Genomic DNA, 24132 nt, shown 5'->3' with positions numbered 1-24132 from the left:
AGGTGCTTGGAATGAGTCCATCAGAACAATTTATGCCGGCCTTTCTCGAAGAGGTCGTAGGGGACCGTTTCGGTCGCTACTCCAAATATATTATTCAAGATCGAGCCATTCCGGACGTCCGGGATGGATTGAAGCCAGTACAACGACGTATTCTGTACGCCATGTACGATTCAGGTAATACGCCTGACAAGACTTACCGCAAGTCTGCCAAAACCGTTGGGGACGTAATGGGTAATTATCATCCACATGGTGACTCCTCCATCTATGAGGGAATGGTACGGATGGCTCAACCATGGAAAATGGGCCATATGCTCGTGGACGGTCATGGTAACTGGGGATCACAGGATGATGACCCGGCAGCGGCGATGCGGTATACGGAGGCCCGTTTGTCGCCCATCGCGATGGAGATGCTTCGCGATATCGAGAAACGGACGGTTCTGTTTAAGGATAATTTTGATAATACGGCCAAAGAACCGGTTGTATTGCCATCCCGTTATCCGAACTTGCTGGTTAATGGTGTCAGCGGTATTTCCTCCGGATTTGCAACGGAGATTCCTCCACACAATTTGCGTGAAGTCATTGATGCTTCGATCGCTGTGATGGAGAAACCGTCAATTGAGCTGGACGAGATCATGATGTTCATGAAGGGTCCTGACTTTCCAACAGGCGGATTGATTATGGGCGGTGACGGCATTCTGGATGCTTATCGCACAGGTAAGGGACGGATCTATATCCGGTCCAAAACCGAGATTGAAAACATGCGCGGTGGCAAACAGCAAATTGTCATTACCGAAATTCCTTATCAAGTCGTGAAGTCGCGTCTGGTTACAGCGATGGAGAACATTAGACTTGAGAAAAAGGTCGAAGGTATTGCCGAAGTGCGTGATGAGAGCGGACGTGAAGGGCTGCGGATCGTGGTTGAGCTGAAAAAAGAAGCTGACGCACAAGGTATTTTGGCTTATTTGCTGAAGAAAACCGACCTTCAGGTCACTTATAACTTCAATATGGTTGCGATTGTGAATAAAGCACCACAGCAAATGGGATTGAAATCAATTCTGGAGGCTTACATTGCCCATCAGCGGGAAGTTGTCACATTCCGTACCCGGTTTGAGCTGGAGAAAGCGGAAGACCGTGCACATGTGCTGGAGGGCTTGGTTAAAGCTCTTAACATCCTTGACGAGGTCATTGCAGCAATCAAAGCGTCCAAGAATCGGCAGGATGCTCAAAATAACCTGATGTGGATGTTTGGATTCACGGAACGTCAAGCGGATTCCATCCTTACTTTGCAATTGTACCGTTTGACGAATCTGGAGATTAATTCTCTGGAGAAGGAACTTGGTGATCTGATGAAAAAGATTGCGCAATTACGATCCATTCTGGATAGTGACCGCAAGCTTATCGGAGTCATCCGCAAGGAATTGATGGAGATTCGTGAGAAATACGGTATAGACCGTCGTTCTGCGATCCAGGGTGAAGTGGAAGAACTCAAGGTTAATCTCGAAGTACTTGTGAATGCAGAAGATGTATTTGTAACGTTATCCAAAGAAGGATACGTGAAACGTACAGGCATGCAGTCCTTTACACGTTCTGGTGGTGAACGGAGCGGAAGTGGTGTAAAAGACGGCGATTATATCGCTCAGGTTCTGGAAGTAAATACGCTTGAGAATCTGCTTGTCTTTACGAGGAAAGGTCAGTATTTCCTGTTACCTGTTCATCAGGTACCTGAGTTCAAGTGGAAAGACCCGGGCACAGCCATTGTGAACGTCATTCCTCTTGCGAAAGACGACCGTATTGCAAGTGTGCTTGCTGTGAAATCCTTTGAAGAGCCGAATCACAGTCTGGTCTTCGTTACACGAAGAGGACAGGTGAAGCGGACGGAACTGAAGGATTACGTTACCAAACGTTCCGGAGCAGTTGCAGCTTGTAAAGTGGGTAAGGACGATGAAGTGTTATCTGTACATCTGAGTACGGGTGAGCAAGATATTATGTTGATTACAAAAGAAGCCATGGCGATTCGTTTCCGTGAGGATGAGGTCAATCCAATGGGACGTGTATCCGGTGGTGTTCGTGGCATTCAGTTGAGAGATACAGATGAAGTTGTATCCGCCCTATGGGTTGCAGGAGATGAAGGTGAAGTTGCCGTGTTGTCCGATTTGGGATATGGTAAACGTTCATTACTGCTGGATTATGCTGTGCAGAGTCGTGGAGGCAAGGGACTTGCCACATTCGAGTTCAAGGAAGGCAAACGCGTGAAACCGAATGGCAGTCGTATTGTTGGCGCTTTTTATTGCAAAGAGCAACGCAACATCACTGTCATGACCAAGGAAGGCCACGTGCATCCGATCTCTTCGGAAGGTGTTCCGATTACGGAACGCAAACATATTGGCAAACTGCTCGTTCCTGTGGATAAACAGGACGAGATCGTTGAACTTCTGAGGGACTTCAATGAGAATCAGCCAGCATCAACTTGATAAAGAGTAAGCATAAAAGACTTTTCGCAGCGCAGCTAATCCTGTCATGCGAAGAGTCTTTTTTTGTTGTTCGAAGGCGGATTAGAAGAGCACATCCATGCGAAGTTTAACAACCTTCGTCGATTACGGTCGATCGCTAGGAAAATGAAAAAAGGCAGCAGGAATGCGGCTTTGGAGGGCGAAAACTTAAGCAGGTGAAGTGATAACCGGTTGCAGAGAGGAGCGATGCAAGATGTATAATTCCGATTTTGCCAAGTGCTGGTCCAGACTAACCAAAGATTATAAACTGCATATGGATCAAGAGCTGGCCCCCTCATTGACGGAGGCTCAGCTAGCTGTTCTGGAGGTGCTTGAGGATCATCAGAAGATGAAACCTTCGGATCTGATTCCTTATCTGGCGACTACGCCAGCTGCCGTAACCATGCTGCTCGATCGGATGGAAAAGAATGATCTGATTCGCAGGAATCGGGATAATCAGGATCGACGCATTGTCTGGGTTTCTCTTTCCGATAAAGGAAGAATGGAAACAGAGCGGGGGATTACCATCCGCAATGAATTCATGAACTCTGTTCTCAGTAACATATCGATGCACAATCAACAATTGCTGGTATATCTGTTAGGCAAAATGACAACACCTAAAACGAAAGAGCCTGCATTATCCACTTCGGTATAATACAATGCTGATTCTTCTGAGTAACCATAGGAGTACCTGCTCGTTTCGTGCAGGAGCCCTATGGTTATTTTATTTACAAATTACATATGATACACATTGTGTCCAGGTTAGTTGAGGAAGGGGCAAGGAAATCACATAGTTTAGTATGCCCCAATATTATTTTGTGATTTCATATGTAAAGAGTTGACTATGTAAATATTTTTGTTATAATAAATAATTGTTCCCCTGATATTTCGTGTACGAAATATTATATTCCATAAGTAAAAGGGTGAAACAATGACTGATACGTATGAAGTATTCTATATTATCAATTCGTTCCGCCAAGTGAATCAAATGCTTTTTCGAGCATTCTGGAATGAAAACAAGGAGATCGAGTTGACTTCGATTCAGTTTATGGTGTTATCCATCCTGAGGGAGCGTCCTTCCATCGGCATCAACGAAGTAGCTGAGCTATGCCATATGGGTAGCAGTTCCATGAGTGCTGTTGTGGAGCGGCTCGTCAAGGGCGAGTATATCGTTCGGACACGTTCTGATGCTGACCGCCGATCCGTTAAACTTCAGATCACGGATAAAGGGGAGCAGGCCCAACAGGAAACCCACCATCTTTGGATGGAGAGAGTGTCACCCATTCTGGATATATCGAAGGAAGACCTTGAGCACCTACTTAGAATTCATAGTCAAATGATTGAAAAGTTACAAGGAAGAGAGATGAACAACATATGAGCACGACTACTGCTGCAGCTCCATCCTCCGCGATGGACAACATCAAGAAAGGCCCGATTGTAGCGGCATTGTTAATTGGTGCCTTTGTGGCATTCCTGAACCAAACCCTGATGAACGTAGCTCTTCCTAAAATTATGGAAGACCTCGCGATCAATGCAAACAAAGCCCAATGGTTAACCACGGGTTACATGCTCGTCAACGGTGTACTTATTCCGGTTACGGCATATCTGATTGCGAAATTTTCAACTCGTCAAATTTTCATTACAGCCATGACTCTCTTTACCATAGGGACGTTAGTCTGTGGTCTTAGTCCAACCTTTACGATTCTGATGGTGGGTCGTGTCATTCAGGCTGCGGGTGCAGGTATCCTGATGCCTCTGATGACCGTTGTATTCCTGACCATCTTCCCGATTGAGAAACGTGGTCAGGCCATGGGAACCATGGGGATCGCGATGATTCTGGCTCCTGCGATTGGGCCTACACTTTCAGGTTATGTAGTTGAGCACTATTCCTGGAGATTATTGTTCTACATCATCTTGCCATTCTCTATTATTGCAACGGCAATTGGTATTGCTTTTGTCAAAAACGTAACACGCCAGTCCAGACCTAAACTGGATTATCCAGGCGTTATTTTATCTACACTTGGTTTTGGTAGTTTGCTTTACGGATTTAGTGATGCGGGTACTGATGGATGGGGCAGTGCAATTGTCATTGGATGTCTCGTCGTAGGTGCGATTTCCCTGATTCTGTTCGTTATTCGTCAATTGACAACAGATCATCCGCTCCTTGAATTCCGTATTTTCAAGTACAATATGTATTCTTTAACGACAATCATTAATATGCTTGTGACGATGGCGATGTTTGCAGGTATGATCCTGCTTCCAATTTTCCTGCAAAACATTCGTGGTTTCTCACCGATTGAATCGGGACTTCTGATGATGCCTGGTGCGATATTGATGGGGATCATGTCTCCGATCACAGGTCGCATATTTGATAAGGTAGGCGCTCGCTGGCTTTCAGTTGCAGGTCTTGCCATTACGGCGATTACAACATTTGGACTGAGTCGTCTGGCCATCGACACGACTTACGGTTACATGATGTTTATCTACACAGCTCGTATGTTCGGTATGTCGATGCTGATGATGCCGATCCAGACAGCAGGTCTGAATCAACTGCCTCAACGTCTGAACGCGCATGGTACTGCGATGTCCAACACATTGCGTACGGTTGCCGGAGCGATCGGTACAGCCATTCTCGTTACCATCATGAGCAGCAAGCTCAAAACACATCTGGCCGATGCAGTGGCTGCGGGTCAGGTTGATCCTACTGATAAGACAGCGATGATAGCTGCTACAGCAGATGCAACAATATATGGTGTTAACTATGCATTCATCGTGGCTACCGGAATGACCGTGGTTGCTTTAATTATGGCGTTCTTTATTCGTAAAACGAAACCAGCTGTTGAACCTGTTACTGTAGAACAGGAAAAAGCGACGGCTACCGCATAACAAATATCAGATAAAAGCTAAAAAAAGAGAACTCTAGCAGTTGAAAAGGGGTAAGCCCCTAACTGCCTGAGTTCTCTTTTTTGGTGTGCTGAAATATGGAGAGAGGAATCTTATTCGGGCTGGATCGTTGGATCGATAAGAAATACAGGATCGGGCTCATGTCCGAACCGTTTGAGATTAATGGTTCCGTTTAGTTGGAACTCCACACCTTCGCTAATCAGTTCTGTTTCCTGCATCATGCGCGAGTGTTCATCCGGTATGGAGATTTCGCCTTTTGCGTTGACGACACGGTGCCAGGGCAGACGTTCCTTGCGGCTCATCGAGTGGAGGATTCGTACGACTTGTCTCGCGGCTCTTGGACTACCGGCATGGGCTGCAATCTGACCGTAAGTCATCACTTTACCTTCAGGAATCGCCGCAATAATCGCAATGACTTGTTTGGTAAACGGGGTCATCAAAATGTCTCCTCTCTGTATGTTAGGCATATAGCTGGAAATATTAAAAAACGTGTCGTCAGATACAGAATCTGAACGACACGTGATATGGACAGATCTAACCTTATCCTGTGTACTTATAGAGGTTGTTCAAAAGCTTTTTGGTACACTGCAGCAGGCCATTCTGCCCAGGGAAATTCTCTTGCAGGCAAGGATTGCAGAATGACTTCTTCCTTGGTAACTGGATGGGGGAAGGCTGCAATCACAGACCATAGCGCAATCTGTTGCCCGGGTTTATTCACGCTTGCACCGTACTTCTGATCCCCGTACAGAGGACAGCCGACTTCTTTCATTTGCACCCGAATCTGATGAGATCTGCCGGTGTGCAGTTCGATATGGACGAGGCTGTAACGGTCTGTCTCCCCAATAACGCGGTAATCGAGAACGGCATCCTTACCACCAGCTGTACCCTTAGGTACAACCGTAACAGTATTCGTGCGTGCATCCTTCAGGAGCGTATGTTTTAACGTTCCCTGCTGTGCAGGCAACTTGCCATGTACAACAGCCGCATATATTTTACGGAAATGACGTCCCCGCACTGTCTCGGACAATCTCGAAGCTGCCTTGGATGTCTTGGCAAAGATCATTGCCCCTCCAACAGGACGATCAAGTCGGTGTATTAACCCGAGATAGACATTGCCGGGTTTATTATATCGTTCTTTCAGATCTTGCTTCAGCAATGTGAGCAAATCCGGATCACCTGATGCATCTTCCTGGGTAGGTACATTGACCGGCTTCGTAATGCCTAATAGATGGTTGTCTTCAAACAGAATCGGAATTGCATCATGATCACGCCGATGTTCTGACATGATTAGGACTCCCAACGGCCCAGAATACCACAAGGCAGATCAAGACCACTGCGTGTGATCGGCAGCCCGATTTCACCTGCAGTAATGTCACCACCGTACTGAGCAGACATTGTCATGGTTAACATGTTACGCAGAACCGTGGAGGAGATACCCGTGGTGTAGGAGTTAACCAGCATGAATAATGGATTATCCGACAGGATTGTCATACATGATTTCAAGAATGGATAAAGGTTCTCTTCCAGTTTCCATGTCTCTCCATTCGGGCCACGGCCATAAGAAGGAGGGTCCATGATAATGGCGTCATAACGATTTCCACGTCGTTGCTCCCGTTGTACGAATTTGAATACATCATCTGTAATAAAACGAACAGGGCGATCAGCCAGTCCGGATAATTGAACATTTTCCTTGGCCCATTGAACCATGCCTTTAGCTGCATCCACATGCACGACAGAAGCGCCTGCGTAAGCTGCGGCTACCGTTGCACCGCCTGTATAGGCAAACAGGTTCAAGACAGAAATCGGACGGCCTGCATTGGAGATTTTATCCATCATCCAGCTCCAGTTGGCAGCTTGTTCAGGGAACAGGCCAGTATGCTTGAAGCTAGTAGGTTTAATGTGGAATTTCAGGTTTTCGTATCCGATCGTCCAGCGCTCGGGAATGGGCTTTTTCATATCCCAGTTACCGCCACCGGAAGAGCTGCGATGATAGTGACCATGCACTTGACGCCATTCATTGGTTTCTTGCTCAAGGGGCCAAATAATCTGTGGATCGGGTCTGCGTAAAATCACATCTCCCCAACGCTCCAGTTTCTCGCCGCCTCCTGTATCGATTACTTCATAGTCCTTCCAATTCTTAGCTACGTACATAATGATTTATCCATCCTTCAAAAGTCATTTGGATACTATTGTACAACAAAAAAGGGCTTGTACGCCAGTTGGGGGACGGGATCATTGGAGGAAGGTATGACATCGGACCTTAAAAGGGTGAAGGATGTTTAGCTGTGTTGAAATCCAATGTGCGCCATATATTGAAAAACAGAGATAATCAAAATTTAATTTGACAATGATAATCATTATCACATATGATTTTGTTAATTCAAATTCATTCTTTCTTCGGAGAGAATATTAACATGATCCAATTAAAGTGAGGGAAAAATAGATGGCTAAATTGTTAGTGGCTTATGCGAGCATGACGGGAAATACAGAAGAAATTGCAGAACTGATTGTGGAAGGAATTACACAGGGAGGACACGAGGCAGATCTGAAATCCGTAACGGATTGTAATGCATCCGATGTATTGGACTATGACGGATTCATGATTGGCGTCTACACTTGGGGAGACGGGGAGTTGCCAGATGAATTCCTGGATTTCTATGAAGAGCTAGATGAGCTTGACTTGAGCGGGAAGAGAGCCGCGGTGTTCGGAAGTGGTGATACCTCGTATGAGCAGTTCTGTGGTGCAGTTGATCTCGCTGCTGCCAAGCTGCAAGAGCGTGGGGCGGAGGTTTCTCCAGAGATGTTAAAAATAGAATACAGTCCGCTTGAGCAGGAGAAGGATTCATGCCGTGACTTTGGCAAACGCTTTGCTGCTGCCGGATTACAGGTGTCCTAAAGATCATGTTAAGACATAATATTCAGGCGGCGATGCCGGTCGGAAGGAATGACCTTCCTGTCCGCTTGCTTGAAGATTACAGATTGGAAGAAATGCTGCGCAGCCCAGACCGGTTCATCCGCCCTGAACCCGTGTCTGAGCAGCGTCCTCCACTGCAATGGAGGCACCGTGTACAATATGCGGTGAGCCATGCGGTTAATGCCTTTTATAGCCTGGACCCCGATGTTCGCAAAGAAGTACCCGTACAGTATTTACTTGAGAAGTGGTGGCCCAGAAAGACAGATGGTTTCGAATCGGTACTCCATTACTGGGATGTGAAGAGCAAGATCACGGATGAATTGTCACTCGCCATTGCAATGAACGATGATCTGAAGCATCCAGCCATTCTATTTGAACAGTGGAGAACGGAGTTACCTTCATTATCCATGCATTTGTCGATGATATTTCAGGCGGCCTGGCAACCAGAAGGATGGGATTCGCTGCTTATTCAGAAATATATGGTTGTCCATGATCCGAACGTAGTTGAGGCGTTTCAGCATATGGTCAGTGCATTCTGCTGGGAAGCTTTCGGAAAATTACCGGGGATGATCGAGATATACTGCTTGTTGGAAGGACGCAAAATTAGGTACATCCCTGGACGCCAGTCTCTGATTCGTTCCATGGACTACATTCACTTGATACGTGATAGCATGCCGCAAGCAGAAGTGGTGGAGTCAGAACAGTTTACAACGCGTGATAAAGTGCGCATACACGAAGAGGTAGATCGCTGGAGAACGGAAGCCGTTGAACCGAAGAAAACATGGTTGATGTGAAGGCGGTTGAAGGATAACGATATATCATGCAGATAGAGGAGGGAAAGTTGCCATGTCTACTGGTCTAAGTCAAGATATAAGCAGTAGCAAGAGACGTGCAGGAACTTGTGAATTCAGTCCGTTGCCAGTACCCCAATCGGTTATACGAAAGTTGCTTGATGAAGCAGATCCTTCATTATATGTGATGAGTTCAGAACCTTGGAGGTTTATGTTGTTTGCAGGCGAAGGGCGACAGCTATATTTGGAAGCGGTCAGACAGAGCTATCCACCCCATCTGGCTGATCGTTACGGCGAGTGGGCTACATATCAGTACACGGAAGCGATCCCTACCCATCTGGTTGTGGTAGCGCCTGTGAATGCCCGTGAGGATAATCTTCTGGCGGCTAAAGCCTGGAGCAAACGTTTCAGTATTCTGGCTGCGGAACAGGGGTTGAATGCTGTCTGGAAGATCAATGATTATCAACAACATCCTGTATTTATGAATCTGATGGGTTTGACAAGTGCAGAGAAGGTGTTAGGTGTATTCCATATCGGTTACGGAGACCAGCCTGGATTGCGGGATGTCGATGCAAGCAGACCGGCCTCTGAACTGATGACGGTCTATGACCATCTGGTATAAAATGAATCTTTGGTTCTCTTATTTGCTGGTATTGGTTAGAAAATCACGAACGAGCTTACGATTTGTCTGATCTTTGTTATATACGGAGTATAATCGATTGGATACGGTAAGGACATTGCCAAAAAAGAATCGTTCGAATTGAGTCTGTCTGCCTCCGAACGATCCAGCCCCAAGTTCCCAGATCAGACGGAACAGAGCGTTGCGTTCATAAGAAGCCATATCGTTCCCTTTCAGATAGATATTCAATGAAGGGGCGATATCGGATTGAAACTCTTCTTCCTGAGGGATCATAATTACCCCACTCGAACCCAAAAGTTGCAGAGTTTCAATCATCTCAGGATAAAGTTTCGGGAAAAGAAGATTGGCTGCCATCAATGGTTTGGGTGCAGGTAATACAAATCCTCTTCCATCTGGTATCGCACCTGCCTCCGCAGCCAAAGCCAATGCTTTTAATGATTCAAGACCTGCGAACAGACGTGCAGTTTTCTCAATAACATGTGCTTCCGTATTCAGATCGAGAGTATCCGTGAGAAGCTGAATTGTACCGAGGACAAATTCCGTCTTGGCAATATAACGACACAATACCTGATGACCTGCGTGAATATGAAAGTTACTACCACTGAAGAGACGTGAGGACATCTCCTCACTTCCTGCAAAAAATATTCGTTCATGTGGAACGAGTACCCGGTCAAAGATAACGATATTGTCCATTTCTTCATATCTGGAACTCAGTGGATAGTTGGTGTGAGATTCGGCTGCATAGGTATCCCTGCATACCAGACTGATTCCTGGAAGATCATTGGGGACAGCAAAAGAGAAAGCAAATGGATTTTCGTCATCAAATGGGGCAGGAGAAGGTGACGGATAGACAAAAATCTCATCCGAAGTGGCCGCTTGTGTAGCCATCATAAATGCTCCGCTAATAATGAGACCTTCTTCGGTACGATCTACGACTTTTGCGGCAATAGCATCCTCAGTGGCATCCAATTGCCCTGACATTTTGCTGGCATAAGGCTGAATGAAGGCATGAGATAGCGTAATATCATGATCACGGCAGTAGGCATAATAATTTTTGAGATTTTCTGCATATTGGGGAGACAATTCGTTCAGAAGATCGGCACCTGTGTAAAAGGACATGATGGCTGTATTCATGTAATCGGGTGAGCGTCCAAGAAAGCCATGATGGACATTTGCCCAGATATTCATCCCTTCCCGTCGTTTGCGGAGGTCGTCGGCACTGGTTGGGGGAAGGAAGGATATGCCCACAGGTTTTCCATCGGCCGGAGAGGCATACGTCATCGTTTCCGTAAATTTAGGGTCAGATTGCAGATCATACATGTACATCTGAGTCTCCATTAAACCAGCAAATGCTACATGTTCAGAGCGTTTTCCAGTAATAAGGTTACCTTTGTACCAGCAAGGGACGGATTGTGCATCAATTCGTTCACGATACTGTGTGCCACTTTTAACAGGCATTGTTATTCACCTCTTGGTTCTAATCGTTCATGGGCAGATTGACTTCTTACGTAGTGTACGTAGGTGATCTGTCCAATGTGCATTTAAGAGGTGAGAAGGATTTTTACAGATTAGGGCTTGATAATAATTATCATTCTTGTTACAATAGACAAAGAAAAAAGGAACCGGTAAGGGCTCCTTTAGGGAATTACAAGAGATTACTTATTTTACTTCAAAAGTCTTACAGTCTGTTTCAGCAGACTGACTTGCTTCTTTGGAACTGTGGCTTACGATGTAGATTGAAGAAGCATTACATTTGTTCTCTTGAGCCCAGTGACGACAGGAATTAACTTCACACAATACGTCTTTTGCCATGATTGTTAACCTCACTTTAATTGGATTACATTCGTTGGTATAAAGAATCCAGATGTAGCAAGTTGCCGCTTGCGAATATGGAAAATTTTTGCTCTCACGAAAATTGGAGGGCTTTTTTTGCGTTATACACAACGATGCATATTTAGAATAGCAAATTTTATTGAAGCTTGCAACCAATGACTACCTTCTGTGGCAGAATAGTGGACGTGCTTTGGTTAGACTTGCAAAAAGGCATTAGTATGTTATTATTTAATAGTAATAATTACGATTAAAGTCTATTGGATTCTATATAACTTGAATCACGGACTGAAACTATAAGTGAAGGAGCATTTGTTACATGAGCAAAATGAACCATATGAACCGGATTCCACGAGCAAAAGGGATCGATATGGCTGCTTTTTACACACCCAAAGAGTGTAGGCGCAAAGCCCAGCATATTGTATTTTCCGCTGAAAATGAGCGTATCATTAATGAATTCATCACCATTCTGGGCATGAAAGAGAAATTCAGAGAGCATGATGTGTCCATCCCCAATAAAATGGTCATGTTCGGGCCACCTGGTACAGGAAAAACATTAACGGCATCACATCTGGCAGAGCGGCTTGATTTGCCACTGGTACTCGTGAGATTAGATGCGATCATTCATAGCCACCTTGGGGAGACGGGCAGTAATGTACGCAAGTTATTCGAATATGCACGAATGAATCCCTGTGTGTTATTTCTAGATGAATTTGATGCCATAGGTCGGACGCGTGAGAGCAATGATGAAGTGAAAGAGATGGCTCGTGTCGTCAATACGTTGTTGCAGTGTCTGGACGAATTCGATGGAGACAGTATTCTGGTGGCTGCAACGAACCTGGAAACCCAACTGGATCATGCCATATGGCGGCGTTTTGATACGAAGATGACCTATGGTATGCCTGATGATTCAAGTCGCAGATTGTATATCAGCAAGTTGGTGGGGGCATTTGAACAGGAGACCCGGCTGGAAGATTACATATGTGAACACTTGGCGGGGTGCAGCTATGCGGATATAGAGCAGATCGTTTTGAAAGCAAAACGGAAAGCGATCATTGCCAGCAGTACACTTCATAAGCAACTGATCTCGGATGCTTACGATGAATATAGGCCACGTGTATTAGAGTGTTGACTGTAAAAACGCTCAAATAGCCCAGTCTCCTGAGTGGAATCCTGGGCTATTTGTAGTGTTAGCATGCTGCGTTACACTTTAACGGCTGCTCCGTATGCTTTTTCCGTATTCACGGCTTCTTGACTTGCAGTCCAGCGTGGCAGGCTCAATCTGAACGTGCTGCCTTCCGGACTACTGGAGAGAAGTGTCAGTTCACCGCCTTGTTCCTGAGCGAGTAACCGGCTATATGTTAAGCCTAGACCCAGGCCGCGGTTACGACGTTTCTTGAGCTCTCCACGATAGAAGCGTTCGAAGATCTTGGGTTGATCTTCGGACGCGATGCCTGTGCCGTTGTCCTTGACATCAACGTATAACATCTGTTCTTCTGCGCGTAGATAAATATCGAAGACAGCCTTTTGTTCAGGAGCTGTGGCATGAAGTGCATTATTGAGCAAATTAACAATGATCTGCTGAATGCGGAGAGCATCCCCCATGGTAAAGAAGTTGACTGGAGGGGTGTGCAGCTGAACCTCTGGCATTTTATCCTCATACGCAATCTTCCACTGATAGATGATCTCACCAACCAACAGCTTCAGATCCGTCCGTTCCTTGCGAACCGTAACACTTCCTGCTGCCATGGCGTTATAATCCAGCAAATCTGCGACCATACGCTCCATGCGTTCAGATTCCTTCAAAGCGATATCCAAAAATTCTTTTCCTTCCTGTGGACTTACAACATCGTCACGTACTGCCATTACGAGCCCCTTGATGGAAGTTACCGGTGTCTTGAGTTCATGACTTACCCCTGCCAGCGAAAGTGTGCGCCATTCTTCAAGTTGTTGGAGACGAGAGGCCATATCGCGGAATGAATTAACAAGTTCATTGATCTCACGCTCTCGTGTATTCAAGTCAAGACTCACATCATAATTGCCACCTCGAATCTGTTCAGCTGCATAGGCTACCTGACGAATAGGTCTGGATAACTTATTGGACAGGAGATAGATTGTGAACCATCCACAGAGGATTAGTCCTCCGAGGATTAGAGCCACGAGCCATATGGTCTCTGGACCAAATGTAATGGATTGTTTGGACTGCATGACCCACACTTTACCCAAGGTTTGATCGCCCTCGGATATGTTGACCGTTACACCTGCATATTTGTTGTTTCGCGGTTCAAGATAGTCGTCTGACAGTCGATATTGTACATCTTTTTGCTCCATTTTAGGCTGGGAAAAAATCAATTGATTGTTGTTGTCCAAGATCATCACACAAAAATAATGATCTGTATTAAATAGTTTCTCTCGCTTGGTTACCAGTCTGTCCAGATCGGGTGGAACCCGTAGCATATTATTTTCACTGGTCACATGATCTGCGATCTCCAGACCCAGCAGTTCTGCAGTTTTGAGGCTTTTCTCAATGGAAGTTGTTCGAATCCAGTAGAGTGCCCCAGCCACAATAATTGTGAAACCAATACATAAAATCAGAAAATATCGCAGTGTCCAGTGTGACAGAATGGATATCGTTCGTTTCGGTTTCTTCTGCTTCAGTTGGCGATCCAAAATTGATACCCCATTCCTCGCAACGTCCGAATTTCTCCTGTCTCTGGCGACCAGTGGGAGAGGGCTTGACGTAGTCGTTTAATCGATAGATCCACAGCACGGTCACTGCCATCATAGTCCATCCCCCATACCTGTTCAATAAGGTGATCCCTGGTAAACGTACGATTCGGATAATCGGACAGGAAGAACAGTAATGAGAGGTCACGAGGTGTGAGTGCAACTTCTGCACCGTTCAGCAGCACCTGCTTGGCAGCAAGATCAATGACGAGATTTCCAAAGGAACGTTTCTCTTCGCCGCCTGAGGTCCAATGTGGATTACGGCGCAACACCGCATTAACTCTGGCGACCACTTCTTCCGGTACAAAAGGTTTGCTCATATAATCGTCAGCACCGGCATTCAATCCGTTAAGACGGTCTGAAATGTCATCCAGTGCGGTTAGCATGATCACGGGACAAGCACTTTTTTCACGAATAATCCGCAGCAGATCCCATCCATCCATTCCTGGCAGCATCACATCAAGTAATACAAGGGAAGGCGTTACGGTATCAAAAAGGCTAAGTGCAGTCGGTCCATCTGCTGCATGATGAACTTCGAATTCTGCTTTTCTCAGATAAGCAGCCAGTACTCGTGCAATAGCTTGTTCATCCTCGACGATAAGTATGGATTTCAAGAAAAGCGTTCTCCTTTCATTTCATAAACTTGTACTGATTTTACATGAGCCAGAGCGTAAAGCCAATCCTGTATTACGGATTCGAAAAAATATGGGCCTTGTCTTTTCTTGACTTCTTCCTGACACATTCAATTGATATGATCCATTCAACAACCAACTTATACAATGATGTACTGGAGGAAATAGAGATGAACAAGAAAGCAAAAGCATGGCTCATAACAGGTGTAGCGGCTGTTGTCGTAATCGGTGGCGGTGGATACTATCTCAGCAATAGCTATTTGGGGAACAACGTGGAGATTGAGCAGGTGATTCCTGCGAGCACAGCGACTTCCACAACTACGGTAGACAGCACAGGAACGGCTGTAGCCAATGAAACTGCGGGAGCAGAGCAATTGAACGGAGACTGGAGCATTAGTGAAGGTTCCAAAGTATACTTCTCTGTAACTACTTCGCAGGAGACCGTTAACTTTGTGGACGAGCAGGTAACAGGCAATTGGACTATTAATGTAGACGATGCTGCTCAGATGAAAGCAGAAGGACAGATCGAGATGGATGGAATTGATTCCGGGAATGGACAGCGTGATGGTCACGTGAAGCAAGCGGATTTCTTCGACATTGCTACATATCCGCAAGCAACATTTACAGCGACTTCATTTGAAGGGGTACCTGCAGAATGGCCTGTCGGTCAAACGGTTGATATCAAGATGAAGGGTACTTTAACCGTTAGAGGTATTGAAAAAGAAGTCACTTTTGATGCAAAAGCGGCTTATGAGAATAACGAAGTTTTGTTGTCAGCGACATCGATGGTAACCTTCGAAGATTTCGGAATGGAAAATCCGCACTCGGTTGTGCTTTCGACAGAAAATGATATTCAGGTACAGCTTGAATTAAAACTCTCCAAATAAGTATAGCAACGATCATATACCTAAAAATCTGTTCTGCATCCGCATTCCGGTGCACGGACAGATTTTTTTGTTTCTTACAAAAAGTGTGATTCTTATAGTGTGCGTTGTCATATGGTTGTCATATGAATGAAAATTTAAGATGCTGTGAAACTACGAGATTTGGATTTTATTGATGACGAACCTAACACTCATGTAAGTATAGTTTTGTGGGACATTGGACCAGTGCACATTAAACTAACGTAGAAACGTTAGTGTATAATGACAACAAGAAGCGGCCGATTATTGTGAATCAGGCCAAAAAAACAGAAGGGGTTACGGGAATTCATCTAGAGGTCAGCTAATGTATGTGAAGTACTCTAATATCTGGAGTGCTTCACTGTATTTAGTGAGATACGAGTGAGCATTTTTGCCCAAAAGGGCAATCAGACATACCCATTTGTACGATGCAAAGGAGGGGGAGATAACATTAAGATGAGGTAATAACTGAATTAACTCTCTTTCGCGCTTTTACAAATCTTTAGCATAAGTATCGGATAAGTCGTTAACCATATACCCAAAAAAGGGAATATAAGCTTTTATTGAAAAATTTTAAAAAATCATTGTACATATTGGAACTGAGGTGAACTTTTATGGTTGTTACTAATAAGAATAAACTTGAGACTATACATGAACTATTTGAAACAAGAAAGCCCATCTTGATCTGGTTAATCTTTGTATACGCAGGATCTGTTACGCTTCAGTTTCTGGATGATCCTAGAGTGATTAGCAGTTTGGTATTCACGGGACTATTTATTCTCCACGCCGCATTGCATTGGTTTTCTTATCGGGTTAACCAAAGACATTTTTGGTTTTATTTCGGAATACAAGGGATTTTAATTTACTTGTGCGCTATCCTTTTCCCCGGAAGTTATCAGGCAGTGTTAGTTGGGTTGCTCCCCGTACTCATTGCTCAAAGTTTAGGTTTTTCTTTTCGAATTAGCAGGGTGATATTTATAGCTTTAATCAGTGTTATTATATTTTTTGATTCTGCCTTAACCGTGGGAGATACCAAGGAACTGATAGTATTCATTCCAATGTTTGTGATGATGTTAATTATCGTAATCGCTTATGGAATCCTATTTTTTCGTCAAGTACATGAACGAGTCAGATTGCAAAAGTTTTTGAATGAATTGCAAGTGGCTCATCAAAAAGTCGAAGAACTTACATTGTCCAATGAACGGCAGCGAATGGCTAGGGACTTACATGATACTCTTGCTCAAGGAGTCGCGGGTCTAATTATGCAATTGGAAGCTTCTAATGCACACATAATGCAGGGGAACACAGAGAAGGCTCATAACATTATCATTCAATCCATGCAGCAAGCACGTAGAACACTGGCTGAAGCACGTAGGGCAATAGATGACCTTAGAACTAAATCAGCACCTGATATCGATTTTAAGGAAGCGATTGAAGATGAGGTGAGACACTTCAGACATTCCACGGGCATTCAGGTAGACTGCCATGTACAACTGTATCAGCTACTATCCAGAGTTGTGATGGAACATAGTCTGCATATCATCAGAGAAGTGTTGACGAATGTTGCACGCCATGCCAAAGCAAATGTAGTAAAAGTCAGTGTTATCGTCTCGAACAATCAACTTCAGATCGAAATATCAGATAATGGAAAAGGATTCAATCCTGATGGGATCGGAAAGGAACCAGGTCACTACGGGTTACTTGGAATCCATGAGCGAGCAAGATTGATTGGTGGACAGATTAAGATCGAAAGCACACTAGAAGGTACAACTATAACGATGTCAATGACAATTCATGAAGGAGGTCAGCATGAGCCCTTATAAAATTATGTTGGTGGACGATCATTTTGTAGTGCGTGAAGGGCTGAAGCTCATATTAGAGACCAGCGAAAAATATCAAGTCGTAGGGGAAGCCGTAAATGGCCAGGATGCGCTTGAGAACGTTGAGAAGCTTCAGCCTGACATCATTTTAATGGATCTGAATATGCCTGTTCTGAGTGGACTTGAAACGATGAAGGAATTTAAGAAAATAGGTCTTACGATCCCTATTATTATCCTGACTACGTATAATGAGGATGAAATGATGATTAACGGGTTGGCTTTGGGAGCCAAAGGGTATTTGTTAAAAGACACAAGCAGAGAAAGCTTGTTCAGAAGCATTGATTCTGCAATGCGAGGGGAAATGCTTTTATCTGAGGAGATGCTAGAGCGAGTGATGGCCGCTAAATTAAAATCGCAACAAGAGGTCAAGGAAGATGTCAAACTGTTGAGCGATAAAGAAAGCTACATTTTGCAATGCGTGGCTAAAGGCTATAAAAGCAAAGAAATCGCATTCGATATGAATATTGGAGAACGAACAGTCAAAGCTCATCTAACGAATATATACAATAAATTGGGGGTAGATTCTCGATCACAGGCAGTAGCAACTGCGCTGGATCGAGGTATTCTGAAACTATAAATGTTAATCAACGCTAACCAGCATGCAGAGTACCTACCTGCATGCTTTTTACGTTGTCATCTATTTAGTTACATTTATTGCATATGATGTAGATGGTATCCACAAAAGAAAATATGAGCGTGTTACATCTTTCCCCAAAGGGCAGAATTGAATGCCCATTGGGACGATGTTGCTAATCCAAACTAATTATAAAATAAGATTATATTTAAGAGATAGAGCAGAGGAGACGATACTGACATGGCAAAAATGTTATACAGACTGGGATTTTGGTCTGCCAAGAACCGTATTAAGGTAATCATCGGAACAATAATGGTGATGTTAATTACCTCAATGGTAGCAATGGGGATGGGGCCAAAGCTTACTGAAGAAACTACGATACCCGGGTTAGAATCAATTGAAACGATGGGACAGATGTATCAGGAGTTTCCTTCAATGATAGATAGTAGTAAAGCAATTCAGCTGGTGCTCAAGGCGCCCGCAAACGAAACATTATCATCTGAAAAGGTGAAACAACTGATTGAAAAACAACTTCAGAGCATATCCAAAGATCCTGCTGTAACTGAAGTGTCTGGCCCATATGATAATGAATCAATGAACACCGATGGCACGATCGCTTATGCGACAGTCTCTTATAACAAGGCTGATGGTGATGTTAGTGAGACGTCTAAAGAATATGTAATTCATGCTGCAGATGATTTACGGAATGCCGGACTGCAAGCTGAGCTCACTGGCTCAGGTTATGTAAAGATGGAGATTGGTGGAGCTACAGAAGGCATTGGTATTCTAATTGCGTTAGTTATACTTTCCATTGCTTTCGGATCTGTCCTAACTGGAATCATACCGATTCTAACCGCAGTCATTGGTCTTGGAACGGGTGTAATGCTAATCATTCTGGGATCTAATTTCCTGGATACACCTTCCTTTGCATTGTCATTGGCAAGTATGATTGGACTTGCAGTGGGTATTGATTATGCACTATTTATTATTTCAAGATATCGTCAAGAACGTGCAAAAGGTTTTGAGAAAAGAGAGGCTATTGCTATAGCTAATGGTACAGCAGGTAGTGCAGTTGTTTTTGCAGGAGTAACCGTAATTATTGGACTTGCAGGTATGGCAGTTGTTGGGATTCCTTTTCTCACAGCCATGGGAGTAGCTGCTGCACTTTGTATTTTTGTAGCTGTACTAATTGCAGTAATTACAGTGCCGGCCGTTCTTGACGTAATGGGCGGAAAGATCAAAGTTAAGCCGATAAAGGATTCTAAGAAATTAAATCAGTCCCGAGAAAATCTATGGGGTAGATTGGTTACAGGACGACCTTGGATCACAGTGATTCTAGGATTGGTTCTTCTCTCCACGATATCGGTACCCTTTCTACACATGGAAACAGGGACTATGGATGATGGATTAAAATCAACCAGTATGACGGAACGACGAGCATACGATTTGTTATCTGAAGCATATGGCGTAGGATACCACAATCCTCTGATGATTCTTGTCAAAACGGATGGAAGTGCTGAAGCTGAGGCTAATGTGGCAAAAACAGTGGAACAACTTAAAACCTATCCGAACATTGGGGTGGTTGCCGATCCGGTTACAGGCGCATCCGGAAAGGTATCTTTGATTAACATTATTCCAGCTACGGGGCACGCTGATGTGGAAACGGTGGAACTGGTAAAAACAATTCGCAGTCATATTCCTGAGATTGAACGTCAGAACCATGTGGAACTACAAATAACGGGCAGTACGGCAATTAATATTGATATCTCTCAAAAACTGAACGAAGCCTTACCTAAGTTCTGTATCATAATCGTTAGTTTGGCCTTTATCCTGCTAGTCATGGTGTTTCGCTCCATCTTGGTTCCAATTAAAGCAGTACTCGGTTTTGTTCTCTCACTCGGAGCTACGATGGGATTTATTACCTACGTTGTTCAGGATGGACATTTCCAAAATCTCTTTGGTTTCAGTGGACAATCACTTGTGCTTAACTTCTTACCAATAATGGTTGTGGGAATCCTGTTTGGACTGGCTATGGACTATGAAGTGTTTTTGGTTAGTCGTATGCGTGAGGACTTCAAAAAGCATGGTGATGCCAAACAATCTGTACTCGCAGGAATTAAGCATAGTGGGGGCGTAGTTACAACTGCTGGGTTGATCATGATATCCGTATTTGCAGGGTTTATGATGACAAATGATCCAAGTATTAAGGTTATGAGTTTTGCCCTACTCTTTGGTGTATTGTTTGATGCCTTTATTGTTCGTCTATTTATTGTCCCGGGTGTGATGATGCTTATGGGTAAATCGGCTTGGTACTTGCCGAAATGGTTAGATCGTCTTCTTCCGAACTTGGATGTTGAGGGGGAAAAGGTAATGGAAATCGTTGAAGAACGTCATCAGAAACGTGCGAATCAGCATGATCTATTTCCAGAGCCTATAAATAGAGCAGAGGTGTAAATCAAAGATGGCAGGTTTCATGATGAAACCTGCCATCCAATGTTTTGTCGAGAGGTTAATCTCGTTTTTCTATTCTAAAAGATTGATTACGTTGTAGGGGAGGGAGGTGCTGCTCCTTCTCCTTTTTAATAATTTTAGAGGATGAATGGTATGTACAAACGAAATGAAGGCGCGGACATTAGCTTACAACATCGATCCTATGAAAATTTGTGTTTGTTTAGTTTTATTCTCCTGTTGAAAAGTATAGTCGCATGGTCCGTTGTATTTCATGATGGAACGAATTGGACTATCGTTCAAACAGAGCTTCCTTTTTTTATCCTGGTGTTCAGCCTAATTGAATGGTTTGCAGCCAAGAGGAAGATCTTATACTATGTGCTTTTAAATTTCTGCATGACTTTAATATATTTTGCAGTCATCATGTACTATAAATATTACGGTGTTATCGCTACATATCATTCACTTAAACAAGCCAAAAAGGTTACTCATGTCGGAGAGAGCGCATTATCTCTACTTACACCCTATTATTTATTTTTGTTTGTTGATATTGCCTTATTTCTAGTTCTAATTATCTTACCTAAGTATGGTTCAATCTGGAAGGATCGTGCTTCACGTATGAGTCATAAGGTGTTAACTTGTACGATTAGCGGATCTATCGTTTTATGTGTATTCAATATCTGGCCGGTTCATGCTAGTCTGAATGAGATCAATAAAGCGAAGAGTATGGGGATTCTTAATTATGAAGTATATAAGGTTGTTGCCGATCGTATGGAGAAGGACGTGCTTATAGCTCCTGATGATATCTCCCAAGAAGCAATTAATGAAACCAAGGGAATTCCTCCACTTCAAGACGAACCAAAGTTTCATGGAATTAATAAAGGAATGAATTTAATACTCGTACAGATGGAATCCTTTCAAAACTTTTTGATCGACCTCAAAATGGATGGGCAAGAGATTACACCTCATCTAAATCAGTTGATTAAGAATAATACGTACTTCCCTTATTTCTATACGAATGCTGGACAGGGGACAACCTCGGATGCCGAGTTCGTCGTAAACACCTCCTTTTACGTACCTAAGGATGAACCAGCAACCTCATCCAAATATATGGATAAACAGCTTCCAAGTCTACCGCACTTACTGAAGGAAAATGGTTATGATACAGCGACGTTCCACACCAATAGTGTGGATTTCTGGAATCGTAATCGATTATATCGTGCCATTGGTTTTGAACGTTATTATGATGAAGTTTTTTTCGGAGAAGATGATCCTATTGCTTTTGGTGCATCGGATGAAGTTTTGTACGCCAAAACATCTGCTGAATTGTCCATGTTGGATAAGCAGGATCAACCTTTCTATGCCATGGTCATATCCATGAGTGCACATCATCCCTATCACTTGCCTGAAGAAAAGGCTAAAATGAAGCTTCCTGAGCGTTTCCAGGATACATTGATTGGTGACTATATTCAGGCTCAAAATTATGCAGATGTTGCGCTGGGTCAGTTTCTTGATGAGCTGATAGAGTCTGGACTATGGAATAACAGTGTGGTCGTATTTTATGGAGATCACCAGGGGATACCAATGACTAATCTTACAGGAGAAGAAAAAGAACTGATGAACTCCTTGTTAGGTCATAACTATGGATACACAGATATGATGAACATCCCCTTCATTGTGCATTCGCCTTCAGGGCAGCTTCCTCCTGTAATTAATACGATAGGTGGACAAATTGATATTCTACCAACGGTAGCCAATCTGTTGGGAATTCCTCTGGGAGATCAACTGGTTTTAGGTGAAGATCTGTTCAATCAAGAGCGTAATTTGATTCCGTTAAGACACTTTCTACCTGATGGTTCATTTATTAATGATAAAATATTATATATGCCAGGTAATCAATATGCCGATGGAGTACATTATGAACTAAGCAATAATAGGATCGTTGAAGGTGGATCTACTGCATCTCAATTCTTGGCCGCCCAGCGTTTACTTGACCTCTCGAATAGCTACTTATTACAGTTACCTGATGACTACAGCAATCAGGAGAAATGAGAGTTAAAATGGGTGATTGCAAACAACTATTTTATGATACAGGACAAAGGCAAAGGGAGACATCAGTATCGATGTCTCCCTTTGCCTTTGTGTTTGCTCCTCAGATATGAAGAGCATGTGCCCAAAAGTACAATACCTCTTTGCCCCAAGGTACATTACGTTAATTTCTTATTCAAGATAAAATGAATGTATACCAATACAAAATTGTTTTAAAGGAGACATTACAATTGATTATACAGACAGATATAGGGAAGATAAATGTTTTGGAGCAGGCGATTACAACAATTGTTTCAGGAGTTGCAAGATTAGAATCTCGAATAATATTGTTGTCAACAGGAGCCGTAGACAGCCTAATTAAACACGTGAGTGGGAAAAAAATGCATAAGGGAGTATCGGTTACCTTCTCGAACTCAAAGTTAATTATTGAGCTTAGAATTGTTGTCACTTACGGAGTGAAAATCCACTATGTCAGCCGTGAATTACAGTCCAGCATATTTGAAGCGGTGAATCATATGACGGGTATTTCTCCAGATCAGATCCACATTCGTATTGAAGGTATTACACGATAATGATTAGTGATACTTTATTAGAACTTGTTAATCAATACGGATATGTATTTTTCTTCTTGGCTTTTTCACTGGGTCCTTTTGGGATTCCCATACCTAATGAAGTCATTATTTTATCTGGATCCATTTTAAGCCATACGGGAGTAGTCATTTATTGGGCGACGTACAGCGCCATTTTAACAGGCTTATTGACTGCAATCACAACTTCCTATATCATGGGAAGGTTTTTTAGCCATAAATTTAAAAAAAGATGGTTAAACAATCGCTATTTTTTAAAGGCGGAGTCTTTGTTGAGGAGAAAGGGTAATCAAGCAATGTTCATTGGAATGTTTATCCCGGTGGTGCGCTATGTCATGCCTTTGCTGATTGGAATGAGTGAGATTCATTTCAAGAAATTTGCTCTTTTTACCTATACAAGTGCGCTGCTTTGGACAATGACCTATTTTGCTATAGGTATTTATTTTAAAGCGCCTATTTTATCGTTGATGCAAGTCTTGGGATATTGATATATGATAATCGTATATAAAGGAGATGATTTGCAATTAAAGAAACCTACATACATATTCAAGAAAAATGCGCTCCATACTGGAATAAAGTCAAGCAGATCGTCGTCCCTGAGTTGCGTTTACTCCCGGGGCATCTTACACTTTTTTTCGTGTTATCCCTAATTCCAATTTTAATTCTGATTAGTTACACATCATCCTATTTGAAATTTCCGATCATTGATATTCTAGAATCGTTAAAAGGAATACTTCCAACGTCTGTATTTGAAATGCTGGTTCC

The 24132-nt window shown here is 43.4% G+C and carries 22 protein-coding genes; 15 read left to right on the top strand and 7 right to left on the bottom strand.

Features of this window, described 5'->3' with window-relative positions; all coding sequences use genetic code 11:
* The first annotated feature begins 11 nt into the window (after positions 1–11).
* The 4 genes from gyrA (at position 12) to MKY85_RS18620 (ending at position 5375) form a co-directional block, all read left to right on the top strand.
* A complete protein-coding gene (gene gyrA, locus MKY85_RS18635) occupies positions 12–2471 on the top strand; it encodes a DNA gyrase subunit A (protein ID WP_342570517.1) in 2460 nt (819 codons plus the stop codon).
* A 232-nt stretch (positions 2472–2703) separates the two neighbouring features.
* Positions 2704–3144 (top strand): MarR family winged helix-turn-helix transcriptional regulator, encoded by a 441-nt coding sequence (locus tag MKY85_RS18630; RefSeq protein ID WP_253438342.1) that lies wholly within the window; start codon positions 2704–2706, stop codon positions 3142–3144.
* 276 nt (positions 3145–3420) lie between these two features.
* Positions 3421–3867, top strand: coding sequence for a MarR family transcriptional regulator (locus MKY85_RS18625; protein ID WP_062835118.1), 447 nt, complete (start codon positions 3421–3423; stop codon positions 3865–3867).
* Positions 3864–5375 carry a DHA2 family efflux MFS transporter permease subunit gene (locus MKY85_RS18620; protein ID WP_124116268.1) on the top strand — a complete coding sequence of 504 codons (1512 nt, stop codon included), beginning with the start codon at positions 3864–3866 and terminating at the stop codon, positions 5373–5375. The genes MKY85_RS18625 and MKY85_RS18620 overlap by 4 nt, the downstream gene beginning before the upstream one ends.
* Before the next feature lie 110 nt (positions 5376–5485).
* On the opposite strand, the gene MKY85_RS18615 is transcribed toward MKY85_RS18620, so the two are convergent.
* From MKY85_RS18615 to MKY85_RS18605, 3 genes are all read right to left on the bottom strand, one after another.
* Entirely contained in the window at positions 5486–5830 is a 345-nt protein-coding gene (locus MKY85_RS18615; RefSeq protein WP_253438335.1) for an MGMT family protein, read from the bottom strand.
* Positions 5831–5946: 116 nt separating this feature from the next.
* Positions 5947–6678: an RNA pseudouridine synthase gene (locus tag MKY85_RS18610; protein WP_342570516.1), complete on the bottom strand. Its 732-nt coding sequence runs from the start codon at positions 6676–6678 to the stop codon at positions 5947–5949.
* A 2-nt stretch (positions 6679–6680) separates the two neighbouring features.
* Positions 6681–7544 carry a class I SAM-dependent methyltransferase gene (locus tag MKY85_RS18605; RefSeq protein WP_017687801.1) on the bottom strand — a complete coding sequence of 288 codons (864 nt, stop codon included), beginning with the start codon at positions 7542–7544 and terminating at the stop codon, positions 6681–6683.
* A 292-nt stretch (positions 7545–7836) separates the two neighbouring features.
* On the opposite strand from MKY85_RS18605, the gene MKY85_RS18600 reads away from it, so the two are divergent.
* The 3 genes from MKY85_RS18600 to MKY85_RS18590 are packed head-to-tail and all read left to right on the top strand — an operon-like array spanning position 7837 to position 9720.
* Complete coding sequence (locus tag MKY85_RS18600) at positions 7837–8289, top strand: flavodoxin (protein WP_339235037.1); 453 nt, start codon at positions 7837–7839, stop codon at positions 8287–8289.
* A gap of 5 nt (positions 8290–8294) precedes the next feature.
* Entirely contained in the window at positions 8295–9101 is an 807-nt protein-coding gene (locus MKY85_RS18595; protein ID WP_339256069.1) for a hypothetical protein, read from the top strand.
* A 52-nt stretch (positions 9102–9153) separates the two neighbouring features.
* Positions 9154–9720, top strand: a complete 567-nt coding sequence (locus MKY85_RS18590; protein WP_342570515.1) for a nitroreductase family protein — start codon at positions 9154–9156, stop codon at positions 9718–9720.
* An 18-nt stretch (positions 9721–9738) separates the two neighbouring features.
* On the opposite strand, the gene MKY85_RS18585 is transcribed toward MKY85_RS18590, so the two are convergent.
* A complete protein-coding gene (locus MKY85_RS18585; protein WP_339235030.1) occupies positions 9739–11196 on the bottom strand; it encodes a 4-hydroxyphenylacetate 3-hydroxylase N-terminal domain-containing protein in 1458 nt (485 codons plus the stop codon).
* Between the two features lie 201 nt (positions 11197–11397).
* Complete coding sequence (locus tag MKY85_RS18580) at positions 11398–11550, bottom strand: DUF1540 domain-containing protein (RefSeq protein ID WP_074095586.1); 153 nt, start codon at positions 11548–11550, stop codon at positions 11398–11400.
* A 337-nt stretch (positions 11551–11887) separates the two neighbouring features.
* Between MKY85_RS18580 and MKY85_RS18575 the strand changes: the two genes are divergently transcribed.
* Positions 11888–12700, top strand: a complete 813-nt coding sequence (locus MKY85_RS18575) for an ATP-binding protein (RefSeq protein WP_342570514.1) — start codon at positions 11888–11890, stop codon at positions 12698–12700.
* 71 nt (positions 12701–12771) lie between these two features.
* Here the strand turns inward: MKY85_RS18575 and MKY85_RS18570 are convergent, their stop codons facing one another.
* Positions 12772–14238: a HAMP domain-containing sensor histidine kinase gene (locus MKY85_RS18570; RefSeq protein ID WP_342570513.1), complete on the bottom strand. Its 1467-nt coding sequence runs from the start codon at positions 14236–14238 to the stop codon at positions 12772–12774.
* The gene (locus tag MKY85_RS18565; RefSeq protein WP_342570512.1) at positions 14223–14909 is read right to left on the bottom strand and encodes a response regulator transcription factor; all 687 of its coding nucleotides are present in this window, start codon (positions 14907–14909) and stop codon (positions 14223–14225) included. The genes MKY85_RS18570 and MKY85_RS18565 overlap by 16 nt, the downstream gene beginning before the upstream one ends.
* A 188-nt stretch (positions 14910–15097) precedes the next feature.
* Here MKY85_RS18565 and MKY85_RS18560 point away from each other — a divergent pair, with 188 nt between their 5' ends.
* The 7 genes from MKY85_RS18560 (at position 15098) to MKY85_RS18530 (ending at position 23855) form a co-directional block, all read left to right on the top strand.
* Positions 15098–15814: a YceI family protein gene (locus MKY85_RS18560; protein WP_342570511.1), complete on the top strand. Its 717-nt coding sequence runs from the start codon at positions 15098–15100 to the stop codon at positions 15812–15814.
* Positions 15815–16443: 629 nt separating this feature from the next.
* Positions 16444–17652, top strand: coding sequence for a sensor histidine kinase (locus tag MKY85_RS18555; protein ID WP_342570510.1), 1209 nt, complete (start codon positions 16444–16446; stop codon positions 17650–17652).
* Positions 17639–18286, top strand: a complete 648-nt coding sequence (locus tag MKY85_RS18550) for a response regulator transcription factor (RefSeq protein WP_342570509.1) — start codon at positions 17639–17641, stop codon at positions 18284–18286. Before MKY85_RS18555 ends, MKY85_RS18550 begins: the two co-directional genes overlap by 14 nt.
* A gap of 237 nt (positions 18287–18523) precedes the next feature.
* The gene (locus MKY85_RS18545; RefSeq protein ID WP_342570508.1) at positions 18524–20737 is read left to right on the top strand and encodes an MMPL family transporter; all 2214 of its coding nucleotides are present in this window, start codon (positions 18524–18526) and stop codon (positions 20735–20737) included.
* Positions 20738–21349: 612 nt separating this feature from the next.
* Complete coding sequence (locus MKY85_RS18540) at positions 21350–22783, top strand: LTA synthase family protein (protein WP_342570507.1); 1434 nt, start codon at positions 21350–21352, stop codon at positions 22781–22783.
* 227 nt (positions 22784–23010) lie between these two features.
* Positions 23011–23352, top strand: coding sequence for an Asp23/Gls24 family envelope stress response protein (locus MKY85_RS18535; protein ID WP_339235007.1), 342 nt, complete (start codon positions 23011–23013; stop codon positions 23350–23352).
* Positions 23352–23855 (top strand): DedA family protein, encoded by a 504-nt coding sequence (locus tag MKY85_RS18530; protein WP_342570506.1) that lies wholly within the window; start codon positions 23352–23354, stop codon positions 23853–23855. Before MKY85_RS18535 ends, MKY85_RS18530 begins: the two co-directional genes overlap by 1 nt.
* Positions 23856–24132: the final 277 nt, after the last annotated feature.

Source organism: Paenibacillus sp. FSL R5-0749, assembly GCF_038595085.1.
In the GTDB taxonomy this organism is placed as follows: domain Bacteria; phylum Bacillota; class Bacilli; order Paenibacillales; family Paenibacillaceae; genus Paenibacillus.
The sequence above is the reverse complement of the archived record's forward strand: the minus strand, read 5'-3'. Positions and strand labels throughout refer to the sequence as shown.

Bases quoted from the DNA above. Each gene is read 5' to 3' on its own strand.
- MKY85_RS18540 (WP_342570507.1), top strand. From the start codon at position 21,350: ATGAGTCATAAGGTGTTAACTTGTACGATTAGCGGATCTATCGTTTTA.
- MKY85_RS18590 (WP_342570515.1), top strand. From the start codon at position 9,154: ATGTCTACTGGTCTAAGTCAAGATATAAGCAGTAGCAAGAGACGTGCA.
- MKY85_RS18595 (WP_339256069.1), top strand. From the start codon at position 8,295: ATGTTAAGACATAATATTCAGGCGGCGATGCCGGTCGGAAGGAATGAC.
- MKY85_RS18575 (WP_342570514.1), top strand. From the start codon at position 11,888: ATGAGCAAAATGAACCATATGAACCGGATTCCACGAGCAAAAGGGATC.
- gyrA (WP_342570517.1), top strand. From the start codon at position 12: ATGAGTCCATCAGAACAATTTATGCCGGCCTTTCTCGAAGAGGTCGTA.
- MKY85_RS18580 (WP_074095586.1), bottom strand. From the start codon at position 11,550: ATGGCAAAAGACGTATTGTGTGAAGTTAATTCCTGTCGTCACTGGGCT.
- MKY85_RS18600 (WP_339235037.1), top strand. From the start codon at position 7,837: ATGGCTAAATTGTTAGTGGCTTATGCGAGCATGACGGGAAATACAGAA.
- MKY85_RS18610 (WP_342570516.1), bottom strand. From the start codon at position 6,678: ATGTCAGAACATCGGCGTGATCATGATGCAATTCCGATTCTGTTTGAA.
- MKY85_RS18625 (WP_062835118.1), top strand. From the start codon at position 3,421: ATGACTGATACGTATGAAGTATTCTATATTATCAATTCGTTCCGCCAA.
- MKY85_RS18555 (WP_342570510.1), top strand. From the start codon at position 16,444: ATGGTTGTTACTAATAAGAATAAACTTGAGACTATACATGAACTATTT.
- MKY85_RS18545 (WP_342570508.1), top strand. From the start codon at position 18,524: ATGGCAAAAATGTTATACAGACTGGGATTTTGGTCTGCCAAGAACCGT.
- MKY85_RS18550 (WP_342570509.1), top strand. From the start codon at position 17,639: ATGAGCCCTTATAAAATTATGTTGGTGGACGATCATTTTGTAGTGCGT.
- MKY85_RS18605 (WP_017687801.1), bottom strand. From the start codon at position 7,544: ATGTACGTAGCTAAGAATTGGAAGGACTATGAAGTAATCGATACAGGA.
- MKY85_RS18615 (WP_253438335.1), bottom strand. From the start codon at position 5,830: ATGACCCCGTTTACCAAACAAGTCATTGCGATTATTGCGGCGATTCCT.
- MKY85_RS18585 (WP_339235030.1), bottom strand. From the start codon at position 11,196: ATGCCTGTTAAAAGTGGCACACAGTATCGTGAACGAATTGATGCACAA.
- MKY85_RS18620 (WP_124116268.1), top strand. From the start codon at position 3,864: ATGAGCACGACTACTGCTGCAGCTCCATCCTCCGCGATGGACAACATC.
- MKY85_RS18530 (WP_342570506.1), top strand. From the start codon at position 23,352: ATGATTAGTGATACTTTATTAGAACTTGTTAATCAATACGGATATGTA.
- MKY85_RS18560 (WP_342570511.1), top strand. From the start codon at position 15,098: ATGAACAAGAAAGCAAAAGCATGGCTCATAACAGGTGTAGCGGCTGTT.
- MKY85_RS18630 (WP_253438342.1), top strand. From the start codon at position 2,704: ATGTATAATTCCGATTTTGCCAAGTGCTGGTCCAGACTAACCAAAGAT.